The 25,776-nt window shown below is 43.5% G+C and carries 23 protein-coding genes and 6 tRNA genes; 6 read left to right on the forward strand and 23 right to left on the reverse strand.

What is annotated here, in order from left to right; genetic code table 11:
• From VTH8203_RS13895 to VTH8203_RS13945, 10 genes are all read right to left on the reverse strand, one after another.
• Positions 1-109: helix-turn-helix domain-containing protein (locus VTH8203_RS13895; protein WP_158296112.1), on the reverse strand; the 109-nt coding region annotated here is incomplete at its 3' end.
• A gap of 412 nt (positions 110-521) precedes the next feature.
• Positions 522-1,175: a hypothetical protein gene (locus tag VTH8203_RS13905; RefSeq protein ID WP_096994220.1), complete on the reverse strand. Its 654-nt coding sequence runs from the start codon at positions 1,173-1,175 to the stop codon at positions 522-524.
• A gap of 740 nt (positions 1,176-1,915) precedes the next feature.
• On the reverse strand, positions 1,916-2,176 hold the full coding sequence (locus tag VTH8203_RS13910; RefSeq protein ID WP_096994221.1) for a hypothetical protein: 261 nt from the start codon (positions 2,174-2,176) through the stop codon (positions 1,916-1,918).
• 35 nt (positions 2,177-2,211) lie between these two features.
• Positions 2,212-3,483, reverse strand: a complete 1,272-nt coding sequence (locus tag VTH8203_RS13915; RefSeq protein ID WP_096994222.1) for a hypothetical protein — start codon at positions 3,481-3,483, stop codon at positions 2,212-2,214.
• Positions 3,484-3,514: 31 nt separating this feature from the next.
• Positions 3,515-4,333 carry an ADP-ribosylglycohydrolase family protein gene (locus tag VTH8203_RS13920; RefSeq protein WP_096994223.1) on the reverse strand — a complete coding sequence of 273 codons (819 nt, stop codon included), beginning with the start codon at positions 4,331-4,333 and terminating at the stop codon, positions 3,515-3,517.
• Positions 4,334-4,344: 11 nt separating this feature from the next.
• A complete protein-coding gene (locus tag VTH8203_RS13925) occupies positions 4,345-4,797 on the reverse strand; it encodes a hypothetical protein (RefSeq protein WP_158296146.1) in 453 nt (150 codons plus the stop codon).
• Entirely contained in the window at positions 4,794-5,297 is a 504-nt protein-coding gene (locus tag VTH8203_RS13930) for a hypothetical protein (RefSeq protein ID WP_096994225.1), read from the reverse strand. The genes VTH8203_RS13925 and VTH8203_RS13930 overlap by 4 nt, the downstream gene beginning before the upstream one ends.
• Positions 5,298-5,809: 512 nt before the next feature.
• The gene (locus VTH8203_RS13935) at positions 5,810-7,594 is read right to left on the reverse strand and encodes a recombinase family protein (protein WP_096994226.1); all 1,785 of its coding nucleotides are present in this window, start codon (positions 7,592-7,594) and stop codon (positions 5,810-5,812) included.
• A gap of 64 nt (positions 7,595-7,658) precedes the next feature.
• Entirely contained in the window at positions 7,659-8,861 is a 1,203-nt protein-coding gene (locus VTH8203_RS13940) for an acetate/propionate family kinase (protein ID WP_096994227.1), read from the reverse strand.
• Positions 8,862-9,136: 275 nt separating this feature from the next.
• On the reverse strand, positions 9,137-11,050 hold the full coding sequence (locus VTH8203_RS13945) for a DEAD/DEAH box helicase (protein WP_096994228.1): 1,914 nt from the start codon (positions 11,048-11,050) through the stop codon (positions 9,137-9,139).
• 364 nt (positions 11,051-11,414) lie between these two features.
• Here VTH8203_RS13945 and rnb point away from each other — a divergent pair, with 364 nt between their 5' ends.
• On the forward strand, positions 11,415-13,418 hold the full coding sequence (gene rnb / locus VTH8203_RS13955; protein WP_096994230.1) for an exoribonuclease II: 2,004 nt from the start codon (positions 11,415-11,417) through the stop codon (positions 13,416-13,418).
• Positions 13,419-13,496: 78 nt separating this feature from the next.
• Here the strand turns inward: rnb and VTH8203_RS13960 are convergent, their stop codons facing one another.
• Entirely contained in the window at positions 13,497-13,844 is a 348-nt protein-coding gene (locus VTH8203_RS13960; RefSeq protein WP_096994260.1) for a DUF3024 domain-containing protein, read from the reverse strand.
• A 184-nt stretch (positions 13,845-14,028) separates the two neighbouring features.
• Between VTH8203_RS13960 and VTH8203_RS13965 the strand changes: the two genes are divergently transcribed.
• Both VTH8203_RS13965 and VTH8203_RS13970 read left to right on the forward strand, forming a co-directional pair.
• The gene (locus tag VTH8203_RS13965) at positions 14,029-14,844 is read left to right on the forward strand and encodes a phosphate ABC transporter substrate-binding protein (RefSeq protein WP_096994231.1); all 816 of its coding nucleotides are present in this window, start codon (positions 14,029-14,031) and stop codon (positions 14,842-14,844) included.
• Between the two features lie 152 nt (positions 14,845-14,996).
• Positions 14,997-15,317 (forward strand): heavy metal-binding domain-containing protein, encoded by a 321-nt coding sequence (locus tag VTH8203_RS13970; protein ID WP_096994232.1) that lies wholly within the window; start codon positions 14,997-14,999, stop codon positions 15,315-15,317.
• Positions 15,318-15,402: 85 nt separating this feature from the next.
• On the opposite strand, the gene VTH8203_RS13975 is transcribed toward VTH8203_RS13970, so the two are convergent.
• The 10 genes from VTH8203_RS13975 to VTH8203_RS14020 form a co-directional block, all read right to left on the reverse strand.
• Positions 15,403-15,476, reverse strand: a tRNA-Cys gene (locus VTH8203_RS13975).
• 33 nt (positions 15,477-15,509) lie between these two features.
• A tRNA-Leu gene (locus VTH8203_RS13980) sits at positions 15,510-15,596 on the reverse strand.
• A 79-nt stretch (positions 15,597-15,675) separates the two neighbouring features.
• Positions 15,676-15,749, reverse strand: a tRNA-Cys gene (locus tag VTH8203_RS13985).
• A 33-nt stretch (positions 15,750-15,782) separates the two neighbouring features.
• A tRNA-Leu gene (locus tag VTH8203_RS13990) sits at positions 15,783-15,869 on the reverse strand.
• 79 nt (positions 15,870-15,948) lie between these two features.
• Positions 15,949-16,024: transfer RNA gene (locus VTH8203_RS13995), tRNA-Gly, on the reverse strand.
• A 152-nt stretch (positions 16,025-16,176) separates the two neighbouring features.
• Complete coding sequence (locus VTH8203_RS14000; RefSeq protein ID WP_096994233.1) at positions 16,177-16,422, reverse strand: nitrite reductase; 246 nt, start codon at positions 16,420-16,422, stop codon at positions 16,177-16,179.
• Between the two features lie 202 nt (positions 16,423-16,624).
• Positions 16,625-16,698 (reverse strand) — tRNA-Cys (locus tag VTH8203_RS14005).
• Positions 16,699-16,880: 182 nt separating this feature from the next.
• Positions 16,881-18,326 (reverse strand): ATPase RavA stimulator ViaA, encoded by a 1,446-nt coding sequence (gene viaA / locus VTH8203_RS14010; protein WP_096994234.1) that lies wholly within the window; start codon positions 18,324-18,326, stop codon positions 16,881-16,883.
• Between the two features lie 58 nt (positions 18,327-18,384).
• Positions 18,385-20,046 carry an ATPase RavA domain-containing protein gene (locus VTH8203_RS14015; RefSeq protein ID WP_096994235.1) on the reverse strand — a complete coding sequence of 554 codons (1,662 nt, stop codon included), beginning with the start codon at positions 20,044-20,046 and terminating at the stop codon, positions 18,385-18,387.
• A 175-nt stretch (positions 20,047-20,221) separates the two neighbouring features.
• Entirely contained in the window at positions 20,222-21,715 is a 1,494-nt protein-coding gene (locus tag VTH8203_RS14020) for a VWA domain-containing protein (protein ID WP_096994236.1), read from the reverse strand.
• Between the two features lie 221 nt (positions 21,716-21,936).
• Here VTH8203_RS14020 and VTH8203_RS14025 point away from each other — a divergent pair, with 221 nt between their 5' ends.
• The 3 genes from VTH8203_RS14025 (at position 21,937) to VTH8203_RS14035 (ending at position 23,932) form a co-directional block, all read left to right on the forward strand.
• A complete protein-coding gene (locus tag VTH8203_RS14025) occupies positions 21,937-22,455 on the forward strand; it encodes an NUDIX hydrolase (RefSeq protein ID WP_096994237.1) in 519 nt (172 codons plus the stop codon).
• 10 nt (positions 22,456-22,465) lie between these two features.
• Positions 22,466-23,473, forward strand: a complete 1,008-nt coding sequence (gene ltaE, locus VTH8203_RS14030) for a low-specificity L-threonine aldolase (RefSeq protein ID WP_096994238.1) — start codon at positions 22,466-22,468, stop codon at positions 23,471-23,473.
• A gap of 141 nt (positions 23,474-23,614) precedes the next feature.
• Positions 23,615-23,932, forward strand: a complete 318-nt coding sequence (locus tag VTH8203_RS14035; protein WP_096994261.1) for a c-type cytochrome — start codon at positions 23,615-23,617, stop codon at positions 23,930-23,932.
• A gap of 35 nt (positions 23,933-23,967) precedes the next feature.
• Here the strand turns inward: VTH8203_RS14035 and VTH8203_RS14040 are convergent, their stop codons facing one another.
• Positions 23,968-24,315 carry a DOPA 4,5-dioxygenase family protein gene (locus VTH8203_RS14040; protein ID WP_096994239.1) on the reverse strand — a complete coding sequence of 116 codons (348 nt, stop codon included), beginning with the start codon at positions 24,313-24,315 and terminating at the stop codon, positions 23,968-23,970.
• 113 nt (positions 24,316-24,428) lie between these two features.
• Positions 24,429-25,721, reverse strand: coding sequence for a DEAD/DEAH box helicase (locus VTH8203_RS14045; RefSeq protein ID WP_370739235.1), 1,293 nt, complete (start codon positions 25,719-25,721; stop codon positions 24,429-24,431).
• Positions 25,722-25,776 lie beyond the last annotated feature (55 nt).

Raw genomic sequence — 25,776 nt, forward strand, 5'->3', positions numbered from 1 at the left:
AAGTGCGAACGGTGTTTCTAGATACACCTAAATCACGCGCGATGCGGCGGATACTTTGTCCTTGCTGATGTAAAACGTGTATTTCCACTAGTTGCTCCTGATTGATCATAATCCGCCGCTTTGTCCATTTTACGAACGGATAGTTTGCCTCAGGTGGGTCAATTTTAAATCGACGTTAGTGGGTCATTTTTACATCGGCGCTGACAGTATAAATTACAAAGTTCAATAAAGCGCTTTTGTGTACATGGTTTTCCATTCTTAACAGCCTTAATTGATTCAACCATTGCCTTTTTGGTCAAATAACAGCTACTAATCAGCGCATGAAAATTTCGAGATCCAAGTTCATTTTTTATGCCTTTCAATGCCATTGAGTGGGCAATTTGTGCGTTTTTCTGAGTGAGCTCTAGGCCAAGTGTTCTAAGTACTTTCATTGTGTCAATCTCTATAGGGGAGGTAAATTTAGGGTGTGTTAATTCAGTGTTCCATTTAAATGGAACACTGAATATCGCGAAAGAATGAAACTATCCGATTATTCTTACATCGAATCTCGGGTCGTTGTATCTATCCAACAATTCAGATGGCACTTTGAGTTGTAGCGTGCTTCCCTTGGGAATATGGGTTGTACAGTTTGAGCCTGCTACTTTGGGAAGAATATAGCCCGTAAGTATCCAAACGCCTGGCATGGGTCTTGGGCCACTAGAATAATTTATTGACTTGCAAAGTGGTTTACCAAGAAAGTGTACTTCTGTGCCTTTTTCATAGATATCTACAATCGCAGTAAGTTCTATTGTCACAGGTTGGCTGTTGAAGATTACATCGAGCTCTTCGACGTCTTGTCTAAAACGGTAAGGAAAGATCCATGCTTGTTCCTCATCATCCCAAGTGCCACCGATATTTCTACAGAGCTGTACCAGAATGGAGTTATATTCAGATTTGAGGGATGTTGTCCCAATTTGTGGACATGATTTATTATCAGAACTAATTTTGAATTTTAGGTCAGTCCCATAGCTACGAGTCCTGACTGAGATGTCGTCGACTAATAGTGTTTGTTCTCCAATAGAGAGGTTCTCTGAAAATTCATCAATAAGCACTCTGCAATTATCACCCTTTTTAGTTTGAGCAGCGTAGTACTTAAGATTCTTTTTCAAGATATTGAGAAACATTAACTTAGACATAAACGTTTATCCTATTGATAGTAAATAAATTTCATCATTTCTCCCTTTCTTTCTATTAAGTCACCAACTGATACCCCATCAAGTTGATGTCGATTGTCATTGCAAGCCTTCATATGGAGGTAAAGGCAGTCTCCCCCGAGACATAAATTGAAATCTACCAGCCGAAACTAGTAGAACTCATACTGTTATTATAGCTACTCAGAACAAAAAAACAAGGAAAACTTCTTATTTTTCAATTGTATACCAATTTCATCTTATAACATAATAAGAACAAGCACAGATATATTCAGCAGCTCTAATTGCGGACTTTAGACTATTGTTCATACTATTTGGTAGCATAGCTACGTGCCGACTTATCTAACTAAACTGGTTACTTTCTTGTCGCTCAGCGACAAGGGCAACAACAAAATTTAGTTTAGACCAGCTCGTTTCCTCGCTGAAGATAACCAGCATTTAAAAATTGAATAATGAATAACCAAACTCTCTACTTCAACCTCGAAGGAACTTGAATACCGAGTGTATGCAACCAATATTTTAACTCTCAATATATAAATCGAACACTCTTTTTTAATTTTTACAATAACATTCCTCAAAACTCACAGAAAATGAATTTATAGCCAAATATAAATCTTAACTGTGATAACAAATTAATTTCGAAAAATAATAATTAGTCTCTGTGGTAAACAATAAGATATTAATGCTAAGAACTACGCAACTCCCATGAAGGATGATACGATTCTCTATATGCCAGTTTTAATAAAAGTGAGTGCTGCAAATCTGCCATATGGCAGGATAAAAAGAAAAAAGAAAAGATCTTTCAAATTTCTTCTCGCATGCTTGACGAAATCAACGTCCAAACCGTGGCACTGATAAAAACCGTCTGACCATTCATTATTGTAAGACAAATAAGGTTCGCAAACACTAAATGTTCGCATGAACTCAAACAGAAGATCGACTTGCCAATAAGACATAGCAACACCAATAAAAATTATTAAAATCATAGCTAACTCCATTTGAATTAAGGAAATTTTGTGTGCTATTTATTTTGATTTGGGTAATCGACACGATAATAATCAATATCCAGAGGCGATGCATACACATTAAAGCTGTTGATGAAGGCTTCTCGCTTGCTGAAATCATCTTCAATCATGGAGCTCATGTCGTCACGAATATCGTAAAGAATATCGTATTGAGCCGAAGCACCAAACTTGGTGGCAAACCAGTTATAGGCTTGACCATAATGCTCGTATTCATGCTCGGGAAAGCCTGGGTAATAGCTCGGTACATCAGAGAAGGTTTCTACGTTCAACGTTGGCGTTGAGTGCTGACTGCTTCCCACGCTCATGCCAGACAATTTCACGGCTTGACCTTCGCTGTACCAGCGCTCCAGTGCAATATCGCCCGTTGTTGGATTGGTGATCACCACTTGCAGATGGTGAATGACCTCATGCGTCGCGATTTGAATGTCATCAGAGCGTTGAGTGGCTGATTTCGCGGTAACTTCAAAGCCGTACCGAGTGCCAGCACCCCATTCTGAATTGCTGCGCGTGTGATCCAATCGCACCACCATTGGCGTAATGCCGTAAGGCGCTGGAACAGAGCGATCTTCGCCATTACTTAAGTAAGCAGCCACCAAATCATCATAAAGCTCGACTTCTTTTGCGCCAGGTAGAATCGCTAAAGCCACGGCTAATTCACGCTGATATTCTGCTTGTTCAAAAGCGGAATAATGCGCTTGCAGACCGGCCCAAGTCGGCACGGCAACGGACCCGTGTACATAAGATACGTTGCTGCCATCAAGAATCCCATTAAGGATCGGCGCATAATCATCCGTATAATCCGATGAGCTGAAATCACCCATGTCGCGGATCATAAAATCAATTTCACTCGCTGCGCCCTCCGACAAGCCAGATTTCAACGCAAGATATTCGCTGTAAGTGACTTGCATCGCAGTTAATGCGCGAGATAGGGCAACATTGCCCAAAGTAGCCGCCCATTTGAAATCGTCTTCAGGCAAATGGTCGGGACCGATGACAATGATCCGACCGTTATCAGAGGTGTAGTATCGGTCTGAGCTGGCGGCATTAATGCCGCTGCCCATGATTTCAGAATCATTCATTAAATGCTGGGAAATACTTTCACTTGGGGTAAGCGCAGCACTTTGCTCTGAGACTAAAATGTAGGAACTTGTACTAATGCTAGTAGAGCCAAGTGAATCACCGCCACCTCCGCTATCACCGCCACCACAGCCAATTAATGAAAGAATTAAAGATGCAACTATCCCTACGCTACATATAAATTTGCGCATATTTGTGCTCCTAATTGTGATTAATTTGATATCAAAATGGCAACGACTTACTGTCGTCAAATCTCATTTCAAACTGCTCGACTACTTGCAAAATAGGCTGTGCTTTTCGCCATAAAATTTGCTTGCTCATGTGCTCCCATCGCGGATTTGGCGCAAACTGCTGACTTTTTATCAGTCCAGACATGCATGCCAACGTGTCAGTGTCTCCGCCGACGTACTGACAAAGTCTTATCGAAGTTTCAACACTGCGTGCTTGAAAAAGCGCAATAAAAATGGCCAAAGGAACAGTGTTTGTTGCACTGCAATCAACGCCAAGTGTTTCGCGTCTAATTTTATTTAAATCATGCGAATGATTAGCATCAACGTAGTAATTCCAGCGCTGATAAAGCTCTTCAATGATCTCTTGTTCAGAAATACGCTTACGCATTGCCCAAATCATCCAAGCCATTGCCTGAGCTCCGTCGATTGCTTCTTGATGTGAGTGCGTGGCTTCTGCTGATTTCTTAGCGAGGCTTACCACCTCTTCTTCATTATCAAGATAACCGAGCACTCCCGCTCTCGCAGCCGGGCCATTCGTATAGCTACTGACACTTGGTTCACCGCTTATCAACCAATGCGAAAAGCTAGAGCCAAACTTGCAATCGTTAAAAGCATTAGCATACATTCTGTAGTACATTGCGAAGTCGTCGCTATCGTCAAGCATTGCATGTGCTGTAGCAGTCAATAAAACAGAGTCATCTGTCGGATGAGCCTTGTGGCAAAACATCTTCGCTTCGGTTAAGTTATAAGTTCGTAGGTGCGCTCCCTCAAGCAGCGATCCGGCAATATCTCCAATGATTCCACCAATCAATAATCATCCCCTTATTTATTTTCGACGATTTCAGCGCTCACATACACACGAAATTCGATGTCCGAATAATCTCGAGCAGGCAGTCTGTACATATTGATTAATCGCTTATTTCTGTAAGCTTGAATATGCCAAAAGAGAACATACTGGCAGTACGGAAGCCAACCAACTTGGTATACGTCGTGCTCATACTCTGGTTTGCGACAATCAACCAATACGCCCAACATTTCTCTCACATCGCGCTCATTATAAAGAGCTTTGAACCTAAGAAAATTACACGTGCGAAAGCGCACTTTAGCACCACCCAGAGCTTTAAGGTTCTCGCCATCCTGGTTGAGCGCTAAAGACTGAAGCACTGCTCGATTAATGTCGCGATATGTTTCTGCTATCAAAAACTTTGTTTCCATGTCTGTCAGATTACGGATATCCAACTGAAGTCTTTCTGCTGCTTGTTCTACGAACATCATTTCACCAACTCGTCGAATTCTTCGAGATCGTTCAAATCAATGCTGTCCAAGTCCCCCCAGTCGACGGTTGGTTCGATTATCGAAACTGGCAACCCATCAGGCGGCAAATTGGGAAGCTGATTATCACTCGCTTGCAAAAGCGTATCGATGATACCGAATTCCTCGTCTTCTGATTGAGTACAGATATAAACGACAAAGGTATCTAACTCAGCACTCATACTGGTTTGATAAGCGCACATGTAAAACTGCACAGCTTCATCAGTGGCTTGAAATTTGAAAAAGCTACGAAGATCATCTGCAACTGGTGCATAAGGAAGCACTCTCAAAAACCTATCTAAGCTCATGCAACCATATTTCTTTATGAATTGATCGACCTCAGGAGACAACTTGATAACGAGCGATTCCATTTGTTCAAGAGTATCCAGCATGCCCGGTTGTGTAGTTGCTATCTCAATCAATCGCTCGAACTTCTTGCGATCAAAATTTGGTTTAGTTGCCATAGTTCAAACTCCTGTTGTGAGGATGTAAAGTGCCCTACGCTTTAAGCGCATAACGTTTGGTTTTGCAGATTGAACTATTAAAAACTAAGAATATGACTTACTGCTGAACAGTGCTGTCTCAAGCAAACTTGCTGTTTGCGATGATTTGAAAAAGGCGTAATCTACAATGAGAATGACGATGATAAGCAAAGCAATGTATCGAAAAGAAATAAATCTAAGCATTGATATACCCCTCGCTGAGTGGAGAGGTAATTTATCATAAATATTTGTTGACGTCAAGCTGTTTTTGTGAATAGCCCGCTGCGCGGGATGGAACCAGTTGTTTTTTCTTCAGTTTTGAGTTTCGATTTCTAGCCTTGCTAGTAGAAATAAATTATGCGCCAATCGAAAACAAGACCTTCAGGCAGATGTTTGGTGGGGGCTTTACTACATTAGCAAAATTCGGATTAGCTTATGTATATGTGTTGGCCCACATTTTTCGACCAACACAATATAATTACCTGAAATTAAAACTAAAGTCTCAACTTCTTTTTCAGAGTTCGCCACTTCTCTGGTTCTTTCTTAAACTCTTGCCTGATTTCAAATAGATACTTAATATCAGATAAATATTCCGGTTCTGTTGGTGCTTTTACAGCGCTAACTTGCTTGAGTAAATCCCTTTGAGTAAGTGCATATGTCAATGAAAGCGGCCTTTCAATTTGAACTTCAATATCATCTTCCTTAGTGTAATAGTCCGTCAAGATCTTTTCATGAGACAAGTCCCAACTCAATTTGTCATAAGGAAAAAACAATAGCCCTAGTTTTTGCGTCCGAAACTTCACAGCTGTAGCAGAGCCTTTTGTGTCTGGATCTTGAACAACTACATATTCAATAAACTTAGATACATACTCGTGGTATTTCTGCCTTCCCTCTACGGTTGATAAATCCAAGTCTTTGACTGCATTATAGTCGTAGTTTGATGAAACTTTAGTCAGCTCATCTCGTTTATCATACAAAACATCGAGTGTATTGTTCGCTTTGTCCATTTTAGAGCGAAGCAATTTGATTGTTTCAATATGCTCTGCCAATTCTATCTCACTAGATAGATCTAAAAGGTATTGTTGCTTGGATTTGATATCACCATCAATAGTCGAAATCTCTGCCTCAAGCTTTTTGTAAGAACTATCCATCAATCGGCTATAATCTAAGCCCACCAAGCTCTGAACAAGGTGCTTCTCTATTGGGGCGTATCTAGTGAATTTTTGCGTACAACCTTGATTATCAAGTCTTGAACGACAGCGAAGTTTAGGGTGACCGCGTGACGGCTTTGAGTAACTTAAAATGTTTCCACAGCTGGGGCACCTTAGTAGACCACGAAATAAATTTGGAAAAGAACTGCCAACTCTTCCTTTGACGGAGGTTGGGAATGTACTCTGTAAAGCTAGAAATTTCGGGTTGTCGATGACGCGAGGATAGTAGTTTTCAATAGGAGCACCTACGGGTACTTTCTTCGTCTTACCATCAACTTCCTTATGCTCTACACGCTGGAACTCGCCTTTAAGTTGTATCATTTTTAGATACTTATTAACCACTTCAGTACGCCAAGACTTTCCACTAAAGCTGGAAATATTATTCTCATTCAGATATTTGGTAATCCTATGACAACCATAACCTTCCAACTTCATATCAATCATCTTTGTAAGCACTTCAACATGCTCAGGAATTAGCTCAAAGTGTGTTTTGCACGATGAAAGCCTCATCCACGCGGGACAAACAGAGGTACGTTTCTCACCTCCTTCCGCTTCGTCACGGCGTTTTTTGTCAAACGTTGCTTTGATGCGCTGAGATTTCTGTTCACTCTCCATGTGAGCTAAGTGAAATGCAGCGGTCAGGAGAAGGTCGACGCCCATATCAAGCTGCTCATCGTGAGGGATTATGAGGGAAAACTTAGTAATAGCCACATCAACTTTGTACCGTTTCAACTTTGCAAAAAGTTGGCGGCTGTGATCGGCTGGTAAACGGCTCAGCCTGTCCACTGCCTCCACAATCAACAATGACTTTTCTTTAATTTCTCCTTGCTTAGCAGCTTCTAAGAAAGCCCCAAGTCCGCCATTTTGACTAGTGTTCTTCCCGTAATATGCAGACAAACCCGCATCTACAATTTCATCGACTAGTTGATAGCGGTATTCTGTATTAACCTTATTCTCAGTCTCAATGAACTTTTCAGCACGTTCAATTTGCCTTTTTAAACCTTCCCCTTCTTTTGCTTGGCTCTCTTTACTAACGCGCGAATATATATAAGCATCTCTGACTTCCATGTCATCTCCTATAAAAAAAGCCACTGTTTCCAGTGGCTTAGTATATCAAATTTAGTAGCTATGATTAGTTGTTAAGTAGCGCCATTGACTGCTGTACTATAACATACTCTTCATTGGTTGGGATAACCATTGCTACCGCATCGAGCATCTCAGAGTTACCGATAATACCAGCGTTGCCAAAGCGAGCGTCTTCGTTGCCTTTCACATCCTCTTTAAAACCAAGTAGTTTTAGATTGCTTAGGATTTGGCTGCGAATAGGCATTGAGTTTTCGCCAATACCACCAGTAAAGATGATGCCATCAAATGAATCCAAAGCCGCCAAGTAAGAAGCAATGTACTTTGACACGCGGTAAGTAAAGACTTGAAACGCCAGTTTTGCGCCCTCATGCCCTTGCTCCATAGCTTCTAGAATACCGCGAGCGTCGCTCGTTAGACCACCGGATACACCCAAGAAACCTGACTCTTTGTTCAGTGCGGTAAACACTTTATCTTGTGACCAACCTTTCTTTAAAAGGTATTCAATGATACCTGGATCTAAGTCACCGCAACGCGTTCCCATCATAAGGCCAGATAGCGGTGTGAAACCCATCGACGTATCCACTGAATCACCCTTGTTGATGGCACAAACAGACGCGCCATTTCCAAGATGCACAGAGATAAAGCTTGAGTTTTCAATTGGCTTATTGATCATTTTTGCCGCTTCACGGCTAACAAAGTAATGGCTAGTGCCATGGAAACCATAGCGACGGATACCGTAGTCTGTATAAAGCTCTTTAGCGATTGCGCCTGTGTACGCGCGCTCAGGCATGGTTTGGTGGAATGCTGTATCAAAGACCGCGAACTGAGGAAGAGAAGGAAAAGCTTCCATTGCGGCGCGAATACCAATTGCACCAGCAGGGTTATGCAGTGGAGCTAGGTCCGCAAGTTTCTCAATCTCTGCTGTCACTTCTTCGTTGATACGCACAGTTTTAGTGAATTTCTCGCCACCATGAACGATACGATGACCAACCGCCACGATGTTCTCTTGAAGACCCAGCTCCTCGGTTAAACCAACCAATTTACTGATGGCGATTTTGTGGTGACTATCATCACCTTCAATAGCGATTTCTGTTTTTTCGCCATTAAACTTCCAGCTCATACGAGATTCAGGAAGGCCAAAGCACTCTCCAAGGCCAGACAGAACTGCTTCACCATTCGCTGAATCGATAACAGCAAACTTCAAAGATGAACTACCAGAGTTAATCACGAGAACAAACGAGTTAGACATGGGGGGATATCCTGTTTTGGGCATTGCGGGAAGACAACTTCCTAATAATTGTTTGTATTATTCAATATTTTTTGAATCTTTCAACTTTCTTTTATACAAACAACTGTATCAAAATGATATTTATTGACAACGATCAAGGTCTTCTTTAATTCGAATCTTGAATTTAATCCCTCGTATTCCTCGATTATAGGGCATCTTCGCCTAAGTTGCATATTCATCATACAAAAAAGCCGGGCATCAGCCCGGCTTTCAACTATTTTTGAGTATGCGAAGTATTATGCTTCGTCACGACGGTTGCGTGAGAAACTACGCTCGCCACGATGGCTACCACGGTGGTCACCGCCACGGTTGCGATCAAAACGACGCTCGCCATCACGACCACGACCGCCTTCACGGTTGCCTTCGCGATTACCACGATAGCTGCCACCTTCACGGTTACCACGGTAACCACCGCGGTTGCCATCACGGTTTCCATCACGACGTCCACCTTCACGGCGACCGCGAGGCTCACGGAAATCAGTGAAATCAACCACTACCGCACCCGCTTCTTTCTGGCGAATACGAAGTTTACGAAGCTTACCAGCAACTTCAGAAGTCATCTGTTTTGGAAGCTGAACATACGTAGATTCACGATCTAGCTTAATAGCACCGATAGAACCTTTCGTCAGGCCAAGTTCGTTCGCAAGCGCACCTACGATATCTTTGACTTGAACACCTTGTTCGCGACCAACTTGTAATTGGTATGTATCCCAATCAGCAGTGTTAAAGCTACGACGTCCTTCACGACCTTCGCGACCGCCCTCACGACCACCTTCACGGCGCTCTTTACGACGTTGTTTGTCACGCTCAATAGCCGCAACCATTGGGTCTTCACCAATGTAGAAAAGAGGACGTTTGCCTTGTTGACGCTTAAGTAAAATCGCTGCCAATGTTGCTGCGTCGATTTCTAAGCTCTCTTGTAGTTTTTCTACAAGCTCAGCAAACTTATCTAGAGCGGTATGCTCTTTCTCTTGTTCTAGCTCAGCACCCAGCTTAACTAGGCGAGCTTCTGCAACTTTGTCACGTAGAGGAAGTTGGATTTCTTCCATAGAAGACTTAGTTACACGCTCAATGGTACGAAGCATGCGAATTTGGTTAGTGCGAACTAGAAGGATCGCCTTACCTTTACGTCCAGCACGACCAGTACGGCCGATACGGTGGATGTAAGACTCAACATCGAATGGGATGTCATAGTTGAATACGTGTGTAATACGCGGTACGTCAAGACCACGTGCAACAACGTCAGTCGCTACTAGAATATCGATAACACCTTGTTTGATGTGATCAACAGTACGCTCACGCAGAGACTGAGGAATATCACCGTGAAGTGCTGCAGCTTTGAAGCCACGCGCAGAAAGCCAATCAGCCAGGCGCTCAGTGTCTTGACGAGTACGTACGAATACGATTGACGCGTCGGTTTCTTCGGTTTCAAGAAGACGTGACATTGCTTCGTCTTTCTCTACACCTTTAACAACCCAGAACTGCTGCTCTACTTTGTCTACTGTGTGGTTTTTACCAGCAACGTCAACGTACTCTGGCTCACGCAAGAAACGATCAACGATTTTCTTAAGCATTGGAGGCATAGTCGCTGAGAATAGAACGCGCTGTGCTGTTTCTGGAGCGTGCTCCATGATCTCTGTTACGTCATCAACAAAGCCCATGTTCAGCATTTCGTCTGCTTCATCAAGAACAAACGTGTGTACTTCGTCTAGGTGTAGACGGTCACGGTTGATTAAGTCTTGAACACGACCAGGCGTACCAACAACGATGTGAGCACCGTTTTTCAGTGCACGCATTTGATCAACGATAGACGCACCACCGTAGATCTCTAATACTTTTAAACCATTGATATTTTGACCAAGGTTTTTCATTTCCGCTGCAACTTGAATAGCAAGTTCGCGAGTTGGCGCTAGAACCACAGCTTGTGGCTTACGCTGGTCAAGATTTAGCTTGTTAAGCAGTGGAAGAGAGAATGCAGCTGTTTTACCAGTACCAGTTTGAGCTTTACCTAGTGCATCTTTACCCGCTAACAAGTGCGGAATTGCCGCAGCTTGGATAGGAGTTGGAGATACGAAACCCATTCCGTCAAGAGCAGAAAGGATTGAATCGTTCAGCGATAAATCGCTAAACTGAATTGAAGAATCTTGCATTGGGATCCCATTTATCAATTATTAACTAAGGTCCCACGAGCTCTACCAATTCCAAACTGATCCAGATTGCTTTCTAAAGCAAACCTTAAAGAGCTGATTCCATTCAGATGCGGATAAGTAGCAAATCGCATCAAGCCGCTAGGGACGTAAACAAGGAGGCGGATTATTCCCTAAAAGCACAAAAAAAGCCAGAAAAAATTGAAATACATCACAATTTTCTTGTCGATGACAAATTTCTGTATAAACCGTTATCAGTTTTACATCCAATACGCTTAAAACCTAATCTCTCGCTCCGTATTTCGGCTAGGCATACTCCGGGCATTTGGGTATAGTGTCCGCACTTTCATTGTTAAGAAGTAGATACATGTTCCAAGACAATCCGTTACTTGCACAGCTAAAGCAGCAAATTCAAGAAACTCTTCCTAAAAAAGAAGGGACGATTAAAGCCACCGAAAAGGGGTTTGGCTTCTTAGAAGTTGACGCGAAAAATAGTTTCTTTATCCCACCACCATATATGAAAAAGTGTATGCATGGTGACAAAGTTGTCGCAATTATCCGTACTGAAAAAGACAGAGAAGTAGCGGAGCCTCAAGAGCTTGTAGAACAAGCTATCACTCGATTCATTGGTCGTGTGAAACTGATTAAAGGGAAGCTCAACGTTGTTCCTGATAGCCCTACTCTTAAAAAGCTCACACTTAAAGCCAAAACTAAAAAAGGGATTAAGTCTGACGATTTAAATGACGGTGACTGGGTTGTAGCGCACGTCATTCGTCACCCTTTAAAAGATGATGGCGGTTTCTTCGTAGAAATCACGGAAAAGATCACCGACACTGATGATAAAATTGCACCTTGGTGGGTTACGTTAGCTCAAAACGATTTACCAAAGACCGAGCCTGCAGGCATCGAAAACTGGGAAATTAATGATCACTCTGATCTAGAGCGTGTCGACCTAACAAACGTTCCTTTTGTCACTATTGATGGCGAATCAACAAAAGACATGGACGATGCGCTTTACGCAAAGAAAAATGATGATGGCAGCTTTGAGCTGACTATTGCGATCGCCGACCCAACCGCTTATATCACACCAGAAGACGATATGGATAAAGTGGCGAGAGAACGCGGCTTTACTATCTACCTTCCTGGACGCAATATCCCTATGCTACCTCGTGATTTAGCAGACGACCTATGTTCGCTAATTGAAAACGAAGTACGCCCTGCGATTTGTTGCAAAGTCACGGTAGGTGCGGACGGCGTCATTCAAGATGATATTCAATTCTTCGCCGCTAACATCAAGTCTCACGCTCGCCTAGCTTACGACAATGTGTCTGATTGGTTAGAGACTGGAACATGTGACAAGTGGCAACCAAGTGATGAAATCGCCCAAGTTGTCACTGAGCTCAATGAATTTGCCAACGCTCGTGCAACGTGGCGCGAGACTCATGCCGTTGTATTCCCTGATCGCCCAGACTACCGTTTTGAGTTAAGTGAAGACAACGATGTGGTAGCGATCCACGCAGACATGCGTCGCGTCGCGAACCGTCTAGTTGAAGAGTCCATGATTACCGCTAATATTTGTGCAGGCCGTGTGCTGAGCAAAGCCTACGGCTATGGTGTCTTCAACACTCATCTTGGTTTTAAGGCAGACAAGCTAAAAGATGTCGTGGAGCTAGTCAACCAAGGCAAAGAAGACAACCTTTATACTGAAGAAGGCCTATCGACTCTTGAAGGATTCGCTCAATTGCGTCGTAACCTTGATAGTTTAGATTCAAGTTACCTAGATAATCGAATTCGCAAATACCAAGCGTATAGTGAAATCAGCAACCAGCCAGATGCACATTACGCGATGGGCTTGGACGTGTACGCAACGTGGACCTCGCCGATTCGTAAATATGGTGACATGGTCAACCATCGTCTGTTGAAAGCCTACATTCTTGGTTGTGAACCAACACAACAACCGGATGATGCGTTAGGTGAAGAGCTTGCTCTACATCGTAAACATCACAAGATAGCTGAGCGCACAGTGGGTGATTGGTTATACGCACGCACCCTAGCAGAAGAGCCTAAAAAGCAAACTCAGTTCACTGCAGAAATCTTCGATATTAATCGCGCTGGAATTCGTGCACGCCTACTTGAGAACGGGGCTTCCGTGTTTATTCCTAACCCATTGATCGTTGATAATAAAGAGCGAATCGAAGGCAACAATGAGAACGGCACAGTATTGGTTGATAAAGAAGTGGTGTATCGACTAGGTGATACACTTAAAGTCACGTTAAACGACGTAAACCAAGAAACCCGTAGCTTAATCGCTAAACCTGTCGAAGTGTTTGCTGATACAGCAACAGAAAACAGTGATAGCGCCACTCAATAGTCCAAGAGTAAAATGTAAAAAGGGAGCTTGATAGCTCCCTTTTTTCGTAGTAACGAGTAATGTTATTCAGCTTTCAAATCACCAAAAATACGCTTTAGGATCTTTTTCGATCTCTCTCATCACTGCGGTGAGATCGCTGCTTTTGCCCAGAAAAGGATATGACATCCAATTGTCCCCTTCATCTTCATCGGGGACAAGAATAGACCATTCTCTATTCGAGGAGTCGAACAATACTTTTGCAACAACACTGGTGTAGCTTGAAGAGCTTGAGTCCAATAAATAATGAGCTTTGGAAAACAATACGCCATGTTCAACCATTTCAAACAATGACTTACCTAACTCGACAGGCATACTCTTGTTTCGGTTGCTGCACACAATTTCGGCACATCTTTCTAGGCGACATTGTGACATTTCAATAAGTGTCATATACCCCACCTTTTGGCTGACTATGCGTTTAATATAACTGCTTTTGGCAAAATTTGTTAGCGCTCCACACCACACTGCAATCATTTTTATTCTCATATTCGTCGACTATGCAACTCCACTTCACAAAACTGTCACACAAACGAAATAAGATGTGGCAAATTCTCACTTAATTTGGAGTTTATTTATGCTTCGCGTCGCGTTAGCCGCCCTTCTCTCTTTCTCCGCTGTCAGTTCTGTCTCGGCACAAGAAGTCAATATTTCTGGTTCTACTTCTGTTGCTCGAGTCATGGATGTATTAGCAGAACAATACAACAGCAACCATAGTAATACATTTATTGCGGTTCAAGGCATCGGTAGTACAGCAGGCATTACGCTTGTAGAGAAAGGAGCGACCGATATTGGCATGAGTAGTCGCTATCTTACCGAGCGCGAAAATGGCGAACATCTCGATGTGTTGCCGATCGCTTATGACGGCCTAGCTATCGTGGTTAACTTAGCTAACCCAATGCAAGACCTATCACGTGAACAGCTATTCGATATCTATAAAGGAAAGATCACCAACTGGAAACAAGTTGGCGGACCAGACCAAAGAATTGCGGTGGTGACCAGAGAAGCCTCTTCTGGTACACGTTCAAGTTTCGAAAGTTTGTTGGGATTAACCCAAGTGATTAATGACAGGTTAGTCTCTGACATCAATCCAACCAATCTCGTCGTAAATAGCAACAGCATGGTAAAAACCATTGTTAATAACAACCCGCACGCTATAGGCTATATCTCCGAAGGTTCGGTCGACCGTTCCATCAAAGCGATCACCTTTGAAGGCGTAGAAGCAACGACTAAAAACATTGCCGAGGGTAAATACAAACTTGCGCGACCTTTCCTATTACTTCACAAGAAAGATGACATCGATGATGATGCAGATAAATTTATCTCGTTTGTCTTATCGCGCGAAGGACAGCTACTGATTCAAGAATATGGCTACACGCCAATTAAAAAGTAGTCCATTGTGATTCAAGGGGAGTACCGCTCCCCTTAATCCCATCAAAGCTGGACATCATCAATACGTAAATCCGACACTTTCGTCATTTCCCATCTCACTGCAAATTGATATGTTATGTAACCAACATAATTCTAGCCTAATAGGAGGCAAGTATGATCGTAACTACCACTCAAACCGTTGAAGGGAAACGTATTGTCGCATATAAGGGCGTGATTGCTGGTGAAGCGATACTCGGTGCCAATGTCTTCAAAGACATGTTTGCTGGCCTTAGAGATATTGTCGGTGGGCGCTCAGGCACCTATGAGAGAGAGTTGCAACGTGCGCGTGAAATTGCTTTAAGAGAACTTGAACAAAAAGCAGCAGATGTTGGCGCTAACGCGGTGGTAGGCGTCGATTTAGACTATGAAGTACTAGGTACAGGTAATGGCATGCTTATGGTGTCTGCCAGCGGTACAGCGGTTGTAGTTGACTAATTGGCAATACGCGAGAGCGATAATAGCTGTTACATCTACTGAACAATATCTACTGACAATGGGAGTCGAGTCATGAGTAATAGAATGGAGGCGCCTCCCGGAGTCGAACCGAGGTCCACGGATTTGCAATCCGCTGCATAGCCACTCTGCCAAGGCGCCTTAAATTTGTATGCTATTTGATTAGCTAAGAGATGGTGCCCCGGGCCGGACTTGAACCGGCACAGCGCGAACGCCGAGGGATTTTAAATCCCTTGTGTCTACCAATTCCACCACCAGGGCACGCAATGACTTGCGATGCCGCTTACTGAACAGTAAAACACCATCTGTTTCTTACCGCTATTGCCGTAAGATTTTAATATGGAGGCGCCTCCCGGAGTCGAACCGAGGTCCACGGATTTGCAATCCGCTGCATAGCCACTCTGCCAAGGCGCCTTAAATTTGTATGCTATTTGATTAGCTAAGAGATGGTGCCCCGGGCCGGACTTGAACCGGCACAGCGCGAACGCCGAGGGATTTTAAATCCCTTGTGTCTACCAATTCCACCACCAGGGCACGCAATAACTTGCGATGCCGCTTACCGAATAGTAAAACACCATCTATACCTTACCGCTATTGCCGTAAGATTTTAATTTGGAGCGACACACGAGGTTCGAACTCGTGACCTCAACCTTGGCAAGGTTGCGCTCTACCAACTGAGCTAGTGTCGCATGCGTTTTCAACAGACTTCTCCGTGAGAACGAGGTGTACTTTAACGGATTCTATTTTTGCGTCAATAGTAAATTTTAACTTTATGAATCAACTGCCTAAATATCGAGCCAAGCGGTACGAACCCCATACAATTCGGCTAATTCCACGCCAGTTATAAACTGGCGATCTTGCGGTCGAGTTGATATTTTTCGTCTGTGATAACTTTTTCAAGAACCTCAACGCGTTCCGTTAACCGTTTTATCTGTTGGCTCAGTTCACTATTCGCACTGTCAGCATTCGCATTGGCTTTCTCAAGTTCAATGACTCTCATCTTTTCACGATGAGCCAAAAAGTTGCGTAACATACCTCGCCCAAAAATAGCGCCAAAAATAATAAGAATAACTAACACTTCGGACATAAGCACCTCTGCGGCTATAGTGATAATTCACCATAGTCGTCGGCAGACTTAAACGCAAACGGTTAGCAATGTCGAAGCGGTAATTCGGGGCTTAGATCTCAGTCGGATTATTCTAAAGCAAATGTGTGAATAAAAGATAGAAGTGTATATTGGGGGGCTTAAAACGAACAAAACCCCGACATTTGTCGAGGTTTCTGAATAATGGAGGCGCCTCCCGGAGTCGAACCGAGGTCCACGGATTTGCAATCCGCTGCATAGCCACTCTGCCAAGGCGCCTTTCTGTAACACATAGAGACATTAGTCTGTCGTGTTCGGCACGTACTTTAAGGATTACGAGACATTAGTCAAATAAAAATCGTCATTGTCTGTTTGCTTGTCGAGATTCACGCCACTTTGCATAATTCAACACCATGTTTCATGCGCGTATCATTGATAGCGGAGTAAAGGCTATCTGTCCTTCACCACTTTTTCAGCAAACGTCCAACCAAATTAGGATGATAGGACCAACAATGGTCAAACATGCTCATCAACGCAGGGTTACCATATTTGGACAGATTAATAGCGTGAAAACGATTCTTGCACTCTTTCAAGCGATTCACTTTTTGTTTCATCTCATCGGATTGCTCTGGCGCTATAAAATCAGAAATCACAACCATATCCGCATTTTTGTATGTATCTGACCTCATCAAACTAACAGACTGTTGCAACACAGGTTCCAAATCTGTACCACCATGAAATGAATAGCTTAGAAAGTCAGCCGCTTCTCGCAAACCATCTTGTTTAGTGAGCTCGTAGGTAATATGAGTGGTAGAAAACAAGATTACATAACACTCTCGGTCTTCTGCGAGTGCAATTTGCATCAGCGCATAGGCCATTGCCTTGGCGCACTGCTCCGGAAATCCACTCATTGATCCCGAAGCATCAATGCAAACGATAAACGGACCTTTTTCAAGCTCTACCTCGTTATTATCTGGCTTTCTGGTGCGTACCTTTTTCAACGTGCGAGATTTGCCTTGCGTCTTGAAGTTCATTAGACGTTTATCCGCAAGATGCTTATAGAACACAACTTCTAACTCTGGATACGCCAAAAACATGGTCTCATTAGGCAAGAGCTTATTAAGATCATCTGACTCATGGATACCGACAATATCATCCGTGGCTTCATCACTGAGTTGCTCAACCATCTCAACATCTTCTGCTTGCGCTTTGTTGAGCTCAGGGTCATCTTGCTCATTAGCCATTCGTCCAAGTTGCTCGGCAATATCTTGCAAACCTTTATTCTTTTTAAGAAATTCGGCGTGGTTGTGCATGACTTTAAGGTCGGTCTTTGTCAACTTAGCCGATGCCATATCCCACAGACGTCCCATCGCAGCTTCATCGCCCTGCTCTGTCACGGTATCCATGTTTTGCATGGTTTCCATCCGTTGATACAAGTCGGCTAAAAACTTCTCTTTGCTTGCCTCTAGCTCAGAGATTTCGGCTTGTTTGATGGCATCCGCTAAACTTTTGTACCACAAATCACAGAAGAAACGAGGAAACATGGGGTTATGGACAGACTTGTTTTTTTCCAACAAACGTCTTGCCTGCATATAGAACGCAGAATGCCACTCAAGCTGTTTGACGACATCATTAATGCGCTCAAAAAACGTCGCTTCATCCCAATGAATCACTTTTTGGTATAACGCCAGTTCTTTCTGGAAACGTTCAGTCTCACACACTCTAGTCATCCGTTTTTTTACTGACCCTCGCCATTTCAATAGATGACTCTTAACCGCCGAACGAACGCCTCGTTTTTCAGTAAGCGCAGCAACCTGTGACCTCGCCATCAGATCGTTAACCGCTGAGTCAATCAAACCTGAATCAGCGATCATAAGCGCTAAGTTTAGTCCGTCTGCTCCGAGCATCCATGCCTCCGGGTTAATATCTTACGGGGTGACTGGGTGAATTTAATCACCAAAACGATTAGGCAAAAAAACCGCTAAGCCCTTTAATCCGAGCGACCGCTTTCTCCGCATCTGCACTCGTCGTTTCGAGTGTTTGAGTGACACTTTGTAAACTGACTTCCATCTCTGTTGGAATCTCTTGCTGAATAAAGCCGTGAGGCAGCGCACCATGGAAGTTAGAGCGAACTTGTCTTAAGTGATATTCTGCATGAGTGAGCTGAGTTAGCACTTGATCAGCCCGGGTGGTCCATTCTTGCAACAAGTTAGCATCAAGCCCTGAAGTGGTAACCAATGTGGTGAGAACAGAACGATTAGCAATATCTTTGATAACCAGATTGTTGGCCGCATCGACATCGAGTTTTAAGCGGCACAGATGGCCATTTTGATTCACATATCCATACACTTCACTACCACCTTCTTTGATAGCACGGCCGAGCTCATCTTTTGCAACGTAAACCCATCGGCTATCGCCTTTCTCATTCTCTGAAACTGACATATTACTTTGTAAAAGCACCAGCTTTACTAGATCGGTAGCGGCACCCACTTTATATGACTTTGCGTTACTAATGTCATATTGATAGATATCTTTTCTCAGCAGTCCCGTAGTGGATTCCATTGATAGCGGCATCGCAAACTCTGCTTCAATTTCCTCTTGAATATCGGCAAGTTGCTCTTTGCCCTCTTCAATCTGTTGAAACACTTCTTGTTGGTCAAAAGCATGGTTCAATGCAAAGTCGCGTACCACATTTCGAACGATCTCTAACGATTCCGGACTATTCCACAAACAATCTTGTAATAACAAAAGGTCTAGTGGGTTGACGCTATCTCGCCCATTAAAAAACGCACTAGCTTTGAGCAGTTTCACCGCTTTCTTCCAGCGGCGGTCAGAAACATATAAGTCCGATTCAGACAAACGACCCTGATTTTCTTCAGCAGCACTCTCAAGTAGCGTTTTTAGTTGATATAACTTTTCAAACACAGCATCGGTAAGTTTGACACCGTCAAGTTCGCGCTGCCACTGATGATACTCTTGATCGGTAATAGCAAGACCGTCTGGTATTTTTGCCTCTTCTGGTGTGCCGACAGTTAACATCGATTTGAAGTTCTGTTTATTTTGAATACGATTGACGAAAATGCGCACCAGCATGCGATCGTACAACGCTTCTAATCCGCTGTCTTCGTCAGGTAATTCGTTCGAGGCAGATACCAGTAGGCGCATCGGTACTCTTTCTATATCACTGCCGTTTTTGAACGTTTTTTCGTTCACGACCGTTAATAACGTATTCAAAATGGCAGGGCCCGCTTTCCATATTTCATCTAAGAACACGACTTGTGCGGTTGGCAGGTAACCCTGAGTTAAGCGCAAATAACGACCATGATCTTTGAGTTCTTGAATACTAAGGGGGCCAAACACCTCTTCAGGTGTTGAAAAACGAGTCATTAAGTATTCAAAATAACTACTATTATCAAACGCTTGAATAAGGCGCTTCGCGATTAGGCTCTTTGCAATTCCAGGAGGGCCAAGTAGGAATACACTTTCCCCTGACAGCGCCGCCAGCAAGCACAGCTTGATCGTTTCTTCTCGTTCATAAACACCATCTGAGAGTGCTGAGGCGAGTTTATTAATTCGTTCAGATAACAACGCTTTATCAGCGTGGGAGACAACCGTGGGCTTAATCATGCCTTTACCTCTGTGCACAAAACAGGAATGCATAAATGATTTTATACATTTGTTATTATTATGTTACAAGATTTTTCATCTATGCCTTCTTTTAAGCATGACGGCTTAGTTAAAATTATCAAGCTGATTTTTATGAAGTTTTGTCACCAATAATGGAATCACATCGCTAGGATGATTAGCCAAAAGTATGAGAGAGCGCTTGTTTTGCTCTTTGGAACTGAAACGTTGGTTTCTTTATTAGTTGACCAACTAAACTAGGATGGTAACGCCATTGCGTATCAAACAAACCGAGTACTTCCGGATTGCCATATTTCGATAGGCAGAGCGAATGAAAGCGATTGTAGCGGCCTTTTAGCGCTGCTACTTTGTCTGTAATTTCTTGTTCTTGCTTAGGGACAATAAAATCTGAGATCACTAACAAATCGGCATTTTTGTATTGGTCGCCTTGCATCATTTCTACACAATGGTTCAACACTTTTCCAAGGTCTGTACCACCTTTAAATGTATAAGATAAAAAATCGCTCGCTTCTTTCAGACCACTAGTGCCTGTTAAATCGTAACTAATGAATGTTGACGAAAACAAAATTACATGACATTCACGTTGCTGCTGTGCCGCCATTTTCATCAATGAATACGCCATCGCTTTTGCCGACTTTTCTGGAGCGCCCTGCATTGAGCCTGAAACGTCTATTGCTATCAGCATTGGACCTGTCTCTTTTGTCGCTTCACCGGTTTTTTTCTTCGGTGAATGCAACTGGCGTACTGTTCGTTGTTTCCCTTCCGATTTATAAGTTAACAGGCGCTTCTCCACCAAATGCTGATAGAAAACCGTTTCCAACTCTGGATAGGCCAAGTACATGGTTTCGTTAGGTAGAAGATTGTTAATATCGTTACTCTCGTGAATACCAACAATATCATCGGTCGCAAAGTCCGTTTTCTCTTCGACCACTACGTCATCTTGGGTTAACACCTTATTTAGCTCTGGAGCGTCGACCTCTTCAGCCATGCGTCCCAATTTGTCAGCGATATGCTTTAACTGCTGGTGATTCTCAAGGTATTCAGCCGAGCGCTCTATATGTCGCCAATCCTGTTTTGTAAGTTCAGCACCTGCTAAATCCCAGAGTCTACCTAATTTGCCCTGCTCGCCCCCTTTCTGCAGGTTTTCCATATCTTTTAGCGTATCGATTTTCTGATACATCTGCTTTAAGAACTTAGATTTTTGCTGGTCAACGGTTTGTTGCTGTTTCGATTCAACTGATTGCTTCAGGCTTTCATACCATTGTTTACAAAACTGACGAGCAAACAGTGATTGAGGATAGGCATCAATGTTACTCGCTAGCTGACGAGCTTTGGGCAAAAATGCTGAATCTTCGGGAAGTTGGTCGATGAGACGACTAAGTTGGCTATCAAACTCTTGCTCGGTAAGGTAGACAGCGTGCTGATAGAGTTCAAGTTCAGATTGCAGAGAAACGGTTTCTTGTCCCTTAACGAGTTTGCGTTTAACCGACTTCGACCATTTGGCCATAGAAGCCGTGAGACTCTCTTTCAATCCTTCGTCGTTGCCAATGGATAGCAGATCGGTTTGCTGCATGATGTCTCTCACTGCAGAATCAATGATCCCTGATTCTGCCACCATCATCGCCAAATTTAGACTGTCTGCCCCAAGCATCTCACTACCTATAAATAAACTTCACAATTACGTAGACCTCTTGATATACCTAACTTTTTCATAATGTTACAGACAGGAAATCCTAGTTTTCATTTTCGATCATTACGAAATAAGGCGTTTCTTTCATTATCCATCGACATTTATGTCACGTTATGGTCATATTGATGACTCGTTACGTACACCTTCTACGTCCTTATTACTCGCCATCAACGGATGATTTTATGGCCCAAAGAACTATTCACCAGTGGAAATCTATCGCTCTCGTAGAAGAAGACATTGAATTACCAAACCAGAAAAACATTACCCATACAACTATCAAGCATCCCGGTGCAGCAGTTATTCTGCCTGTCACCAACTCTGGAGACATTCTTCTTCTCAATCAATTCCGACCTTCTTTAAAAAAATGGCTGTTGGAGCTACCCGCTGGAACAATGGAGCCAGGTGAAGATTCGGCGACGTGCGCACACCGTGAGCTCATAGAAGAGACTGGGTTCGAAGCCGGTACGTTAGTGTCGTTGGGGCAGGTAACGCCGCTGGCGGGGTTTTGCGACGAAATACAACACCTTTATCTTGCCAAAGATTTAAAACCAAACCACAGCTTTTCCTGCGATGAAGATGAAGTTATTGAACTGGTGACCATGTCGAAAGCACAATTACAACTAAGAATCGCAGATGGTCACATCACAGATGCCAAAACAATAGCGTGTTTAAGTAAAGCTACGCTATGCGGATACATATAGGAGAGTATCAATGGATTTTCGCTCAGACACAGTTACCCAGCCAACCCCAGCCATGCGCGAAGCAATGGCCAATGCACCTGTTGGTGACGATGTTTACGGAGATGACCCTACGGTCAATGAACTAGAGCAATGGGCGGCAGAGCGACACGGTTTCGAGGCAGCACTGTTTACTACCTCTGGCACTCAGGCAAACCTACTGGGTTTAATGGCACATTGCCAACGCGGCGACGAATACTTATGCGGTCAACAAGCCCATAACTATAAATATGAGGCTGGCGGTGCTGCCGTACTCGGTTCTATCCAGCCACAACCTATAGAGAATAACCCCGATGGTACGCTTGATTTTGCTAAGTTAAAAGCGGCGATAAAACCTGACGACAGCCATTTTGCACGCACTAAATTACTCAGCCTCGAGAATACTATTAATGGCAAAGTTCTGCCTTTATCTTACTTGGCTGAAGCAAGAAAATTCGTTGATGAAAACGGTCTAAGCCTACATTTGGACGGCGCTCGCGTATACAACGCAGCCGCGGCACTCGACGTTGATGTCAAAGAGATTGCTCAACATTTTGATTCGATGACGATCTGTCTTTCAAAAGGTTTAGCCGCGCCAATCGGCTCCCTCTTACTTGGCTCAAGTGCATTTATCGAGCGGGCAAGACGATTACGTAAAATGGTCGGTGGTGGCATGCGTCAAGCGGGTATTTTGGCCGCCGCAGGAAAGCTGGCGCTGACAGAACAAGTTGCTCAGTTAAAAGTAGACCACGCTAATGCCAACAAACTGGCGCTTGGGTTAAACGACATTGCTGGTTTTCATGTAAACACCAACTTTGTGCAAACGAATATTGTATTTGCCAAGCTCGATGATTCTATCAATATCAATGCCGTTGCAGAATCGTTATCTATAGACGGTATTACCATTACCCCAGGCAACCCAATTCGATTCGTTACTCACAAAGACATCAGCAGCACTGACGTTGATACATTGCTTCAGAAGATCAGAACACTCGTTGGTTAATTAGCATCAACCCAACACAAAAAGGAGAACGTTGAGTTCTCTTTTTTGTTGGAACAAGTTGAGTTTGGCAAATAATAAGTTCTTGAGGTTGACCTTAGGTAAAGCCTTATGGTTTTGCTAACCGCAGTTAGAGACATCTTTATGAAACACAAAATATTAGCCGTTGTCGCTTTAATGGCATGTTCGTCACTTACTCATGCTAATGAGTTTGGAAATCCTGAGCTAGGAGAAATGAAAGCGCCAAGCTGTATTTTCTGCCATAACCCTAATGGCGCGCCCAACCATGCTGACTATCCAAATCTTAACGGGCAAAACTCGCTCTACCTCTTTAATGCAATGAAGGCCTATCAAAATGACGAGCGTGAAGGAGCAATGGCAGCGCTTATGAAAGCGCAACTTCAACACTTAAATGAAAAGGACTTAAAAGACATCGCTGCATTCTATTCATCCGTTAAATAACAGCGCATGTATTCTCTTTTAAATAGCGCAGTAAATTAGAACCCCTCTAGATTAAGGGGCACCTCTTTACCGAGCCAATACGCATAAGTCGTGTGATCAATCAGATCATCCCCCGTGTCGGCATGAACTAAAACACTAAGCTCGCCTCTCGCATTGTCTAGCCAAGGGATAAGCGCCTCAAAATCTTCACGAAAGAACAAGATCTGGAAGCTCCATTTGGTATGAGGCCCAACCGGTTTTTGATGTACACGGCCGACATGCAAACCAAACTTTTTTGTGATGGTCTCACTTAATGCAGTAGCCTCTGCTAAAGAAGACTGCTCAAAGTAGACGTGCGCATGATATTTATCATGCAGGTTTTGGGGCTTTTGAGGTGACGTCATCGGATTACTGTGTACCACGATTACAGAGAAAATAATGACGAAATTGTAGCTGATCTCTATGCGAAAAATAAGGGCAGAAGTAAACTTCTTGCCCTTGTTTTATATGAGGTTAACTAACGCTTTTTACCACGATTCGCATGAATCTTAAGCTTAGCTTTCATCTTGCGCTTATCCGCTCCTCGACTGTTTCGTCGCGGTGCTCGATCAGGGTCAATCTCAGAAACTGGACTTGGTTCAAAACCTGCCAACCACTCTTGTGGTAAGCGAGTATCTAGTAAACGCTCTATCGCTTCTAGAAGGTATTGTTCATCGTGGCTCATCAGAGAAACAGCGAAGCCTGCATGCCCCGCACGACCGGTCCGGCCAATACGATGGATGTAGTCTTCCGCTTTATAAGGCAGCTCAAAATTGACGACTTGTTCAAGCTGTTGGATGTCTAACCCGCGAGCTGCAACGTCTGTCGCTATCAATGCTCGTACTTTTCCAGATTTAAAATCATCCCATGCTTTTTGACGCGCACCTTGACTCTTATCACCATTAATTGAGACCGCATTGATTCCATCAAGCTTGAGTTCTTTTGCTAGTGCATCGCTGCCCTGCTTTGTTTTGGTGAACACCAAGACTTGTTGCCAGTTACGAGAACCAATTAAATAAGCCAGCAGTTCGTGCTTGCGTTTTTTATCAACCGGATACACCATCTGTTTTACCGTATCCGCCGTTGAGTTAGCAGGCGTGACTTGAACTTCCACCGGCTCGTTCATAATTCGATGCGCTAAGGTTTTAATGCGCTGTTCGAACGTCGCAGAAAACATCATATTCTGGCGCTCTTTGGGTAAACGTTTGAGTATACGATTAAGATCAGGCATGAATCCCATATCGAGCATACGATCGGCTTCATCCAAAACAAGATATTCGCATTCAGATAAGGTGAGATTACGGTTATGCTGGTGATCCAAAAGACGCCCTGGCGTTGCTACCAAAATGTCAGCACCACCAACTAGGTTCTTAGTTTGCACGCCCATACTGGTGCCACCGTATGCAACGACCACTTTAAGTCCAGTGTCTTTTGCTAGTGGTACTAGGCTATCAAACACCTGCTGAGCGAGCTCTCTTGTTGGTGTCAGGACTAAAGAACGAATAACTTTTGAGTGAGACTCCCGCTCCCTTGGCTCTTGAGCAAGCTTGTGAATCAATGGCAACCCAAATGCCGCGGTTTTTCCCGTACCCGTTTGTGCACCTGCCAAAATATCCTTGCCATCAAGAACGTGTGGAATTGCTCGTGCTTGAATAGGTGTTGGCGACTCATAATGTAAAGCGGTTAAGTTTTGATAAATGGTGCTAGAAAAAGCAAAAGAATCAAACGACGTCACATTTTCGGAAGCATCAAGCATAGTCTTGTCTGTCATAAATTCGCCAACAGGTTGTATTTAGGGGGCGCGAGTGTATCAGATAACTCGACAT

Origin of the sequence: Vibrio thalassae, assembly GCF_900089835.1 — a bacterium.
Classification (GTDB): Bacteria; Pseudomonadota; Gammaproteobacteria; order Enterobacterales; family Vibrionaceae; genus Vibrio; species Vibrio thalassae.

Coding starts and splice junctions, on each gene's coding strand:
- VTH8203_RS13960 (WP_096994260.1), bottom strand. CDS start 13,844: ATGACACTTATTGAAATGTCACAATGTCGCCTAGAAAGATGTGCCGAA.
- VTH8203_RS14015 (WP_096994235.1), bottom strand. CDS start 20,046: ATGATTAAGCCCACGGTTGTCTCCCACGCTGATAAAGCGTTGTTATCT.
- VTH8203_RS14020 (WP_096994236.1), bottom strand. CDS start 21,715: ATGCTTGGGGCAGACAGTCTAAATTTGGCGATGATGGTGGCAGAATCA.
- VTH8203_RS13945 (WP_096994228.1), bottom strand. CDS start 11,050: ATGCAAGATTCTTCAATTCAGTTTAGCGATTTATCGCTGAACGATTCA.
- VTH8203_RS13970 (WP_096994232.1), top strand. CDS start 14,997: ATGATCGTAACTACCACTCAAACCGTTGAAGGGAAACGTATTGTCGCA.
- VTH8203_RS14025 (WP_096994237.1), top strand. CDS start 21,937: ATGGCCCAAAGAACTATTCACCAGTGGAAATCTATCGCTCTCGTAGAA.
- viaA (WP_096994234.1), bottom strand. CDS start 18,326: ATGCTCGGAGCAGACGGACTAAACTTAGCGCTTATGATCGCTGATTCA.
- VTH8203_RS13905 (WP_096994220.1), bottom strand. CDS start 1,175: ATGTCTAAGTTAATGTTTCTCAATATCTTGAAAAAGAATCTTAAGTAC.
- VTH8203_RS14040 (WP_096994239.1), bottom strand. CDS start 24,315: ATGACGTCACCTCAAAAGCCCCAAAACCTGCATGATAAATATCATGCG.
- VTH8203_RS13930 (WP_096994225.1), bottom strand. CDS start 5,297: ATGGCAACTAAACCAAATTTTGATCGCAAGAAGTTCGAGCGATTGATT.
- VTH8203_RS14035 (WP_096994261.1), top strand. CDS start 23,615: ATGAAACACAAAATATTAGCCGTTGTCGCTTTAATGGCATGTTCGTCA.
- VTH8203_RS13910 (WP_096994221.1), bottom strand. CDS start 2,176: ATGATTTTAATAATTTTTATTGGTGTTGCTATGTCTTATTGGCAAGTC.
- VTH8203_RS13925 (WP_158296146.1), bottom strand. CDS start 4,797: ATGATGTTCGTAGAACAAGCAGCAGAAAGACTTCAGTTGGATATCCGT.
- VTH8203_RS13935 (WP_096994226.1), bottom strand. CDS start 7,594: ATGGAAGTCAGAGATGCTTATATATATTCGCGCGTTAGTAAAGAGAGC.
- VTH8203_RS13940 (WP_096994227.1), bottom strand. CDS start 8,861: ATGTCTAACTCGTTTGTTCTCGTGATTAACTCTGGTAGTTCATCTTTG.
- ltaE (WP_096994238.1), top strand. CDS start 22,466: ATGGATTTTCGCTCAGACACAGTTACCCAGCCAACCCCAGCCATGCGC.
- rnb (WP_096994230.1), top strand. CDS start 11,415: ATGTTCCAAGACAATCCGTTACTTGCACAGCTAAAGCAGCAAATTCAA.
- VTH8203_RS14000 (WP_096994233.1), bottom strand. CDS start 16,422: ATGTCCGAAGTGTTAGTTATTCTTATTATTTTTGGCGCTATTTTTGGG.
- VTH8203_RS14045 (WP_370739235.1), bottom strand. CDS start 25,721: ATGACAGACAAGACTATGCTTGATGCTTCCGAAAATGTGACGTCGTTT.
- VTH8203_RS13915 (WP_096994222.1), bottom strand. CDS start 3,483: ATGCGCAAATTTATATGTAGCGTAGGGATAGTTGCATCTTTAATTCTT.
- VTH8203_RS13965 (WP_096994231.1), top strand. CDS start 14,029: ATGCTTCGCGTCGCGTTAGCCGCCCTTCTCTCTTTCTCCGCTGTCAGT.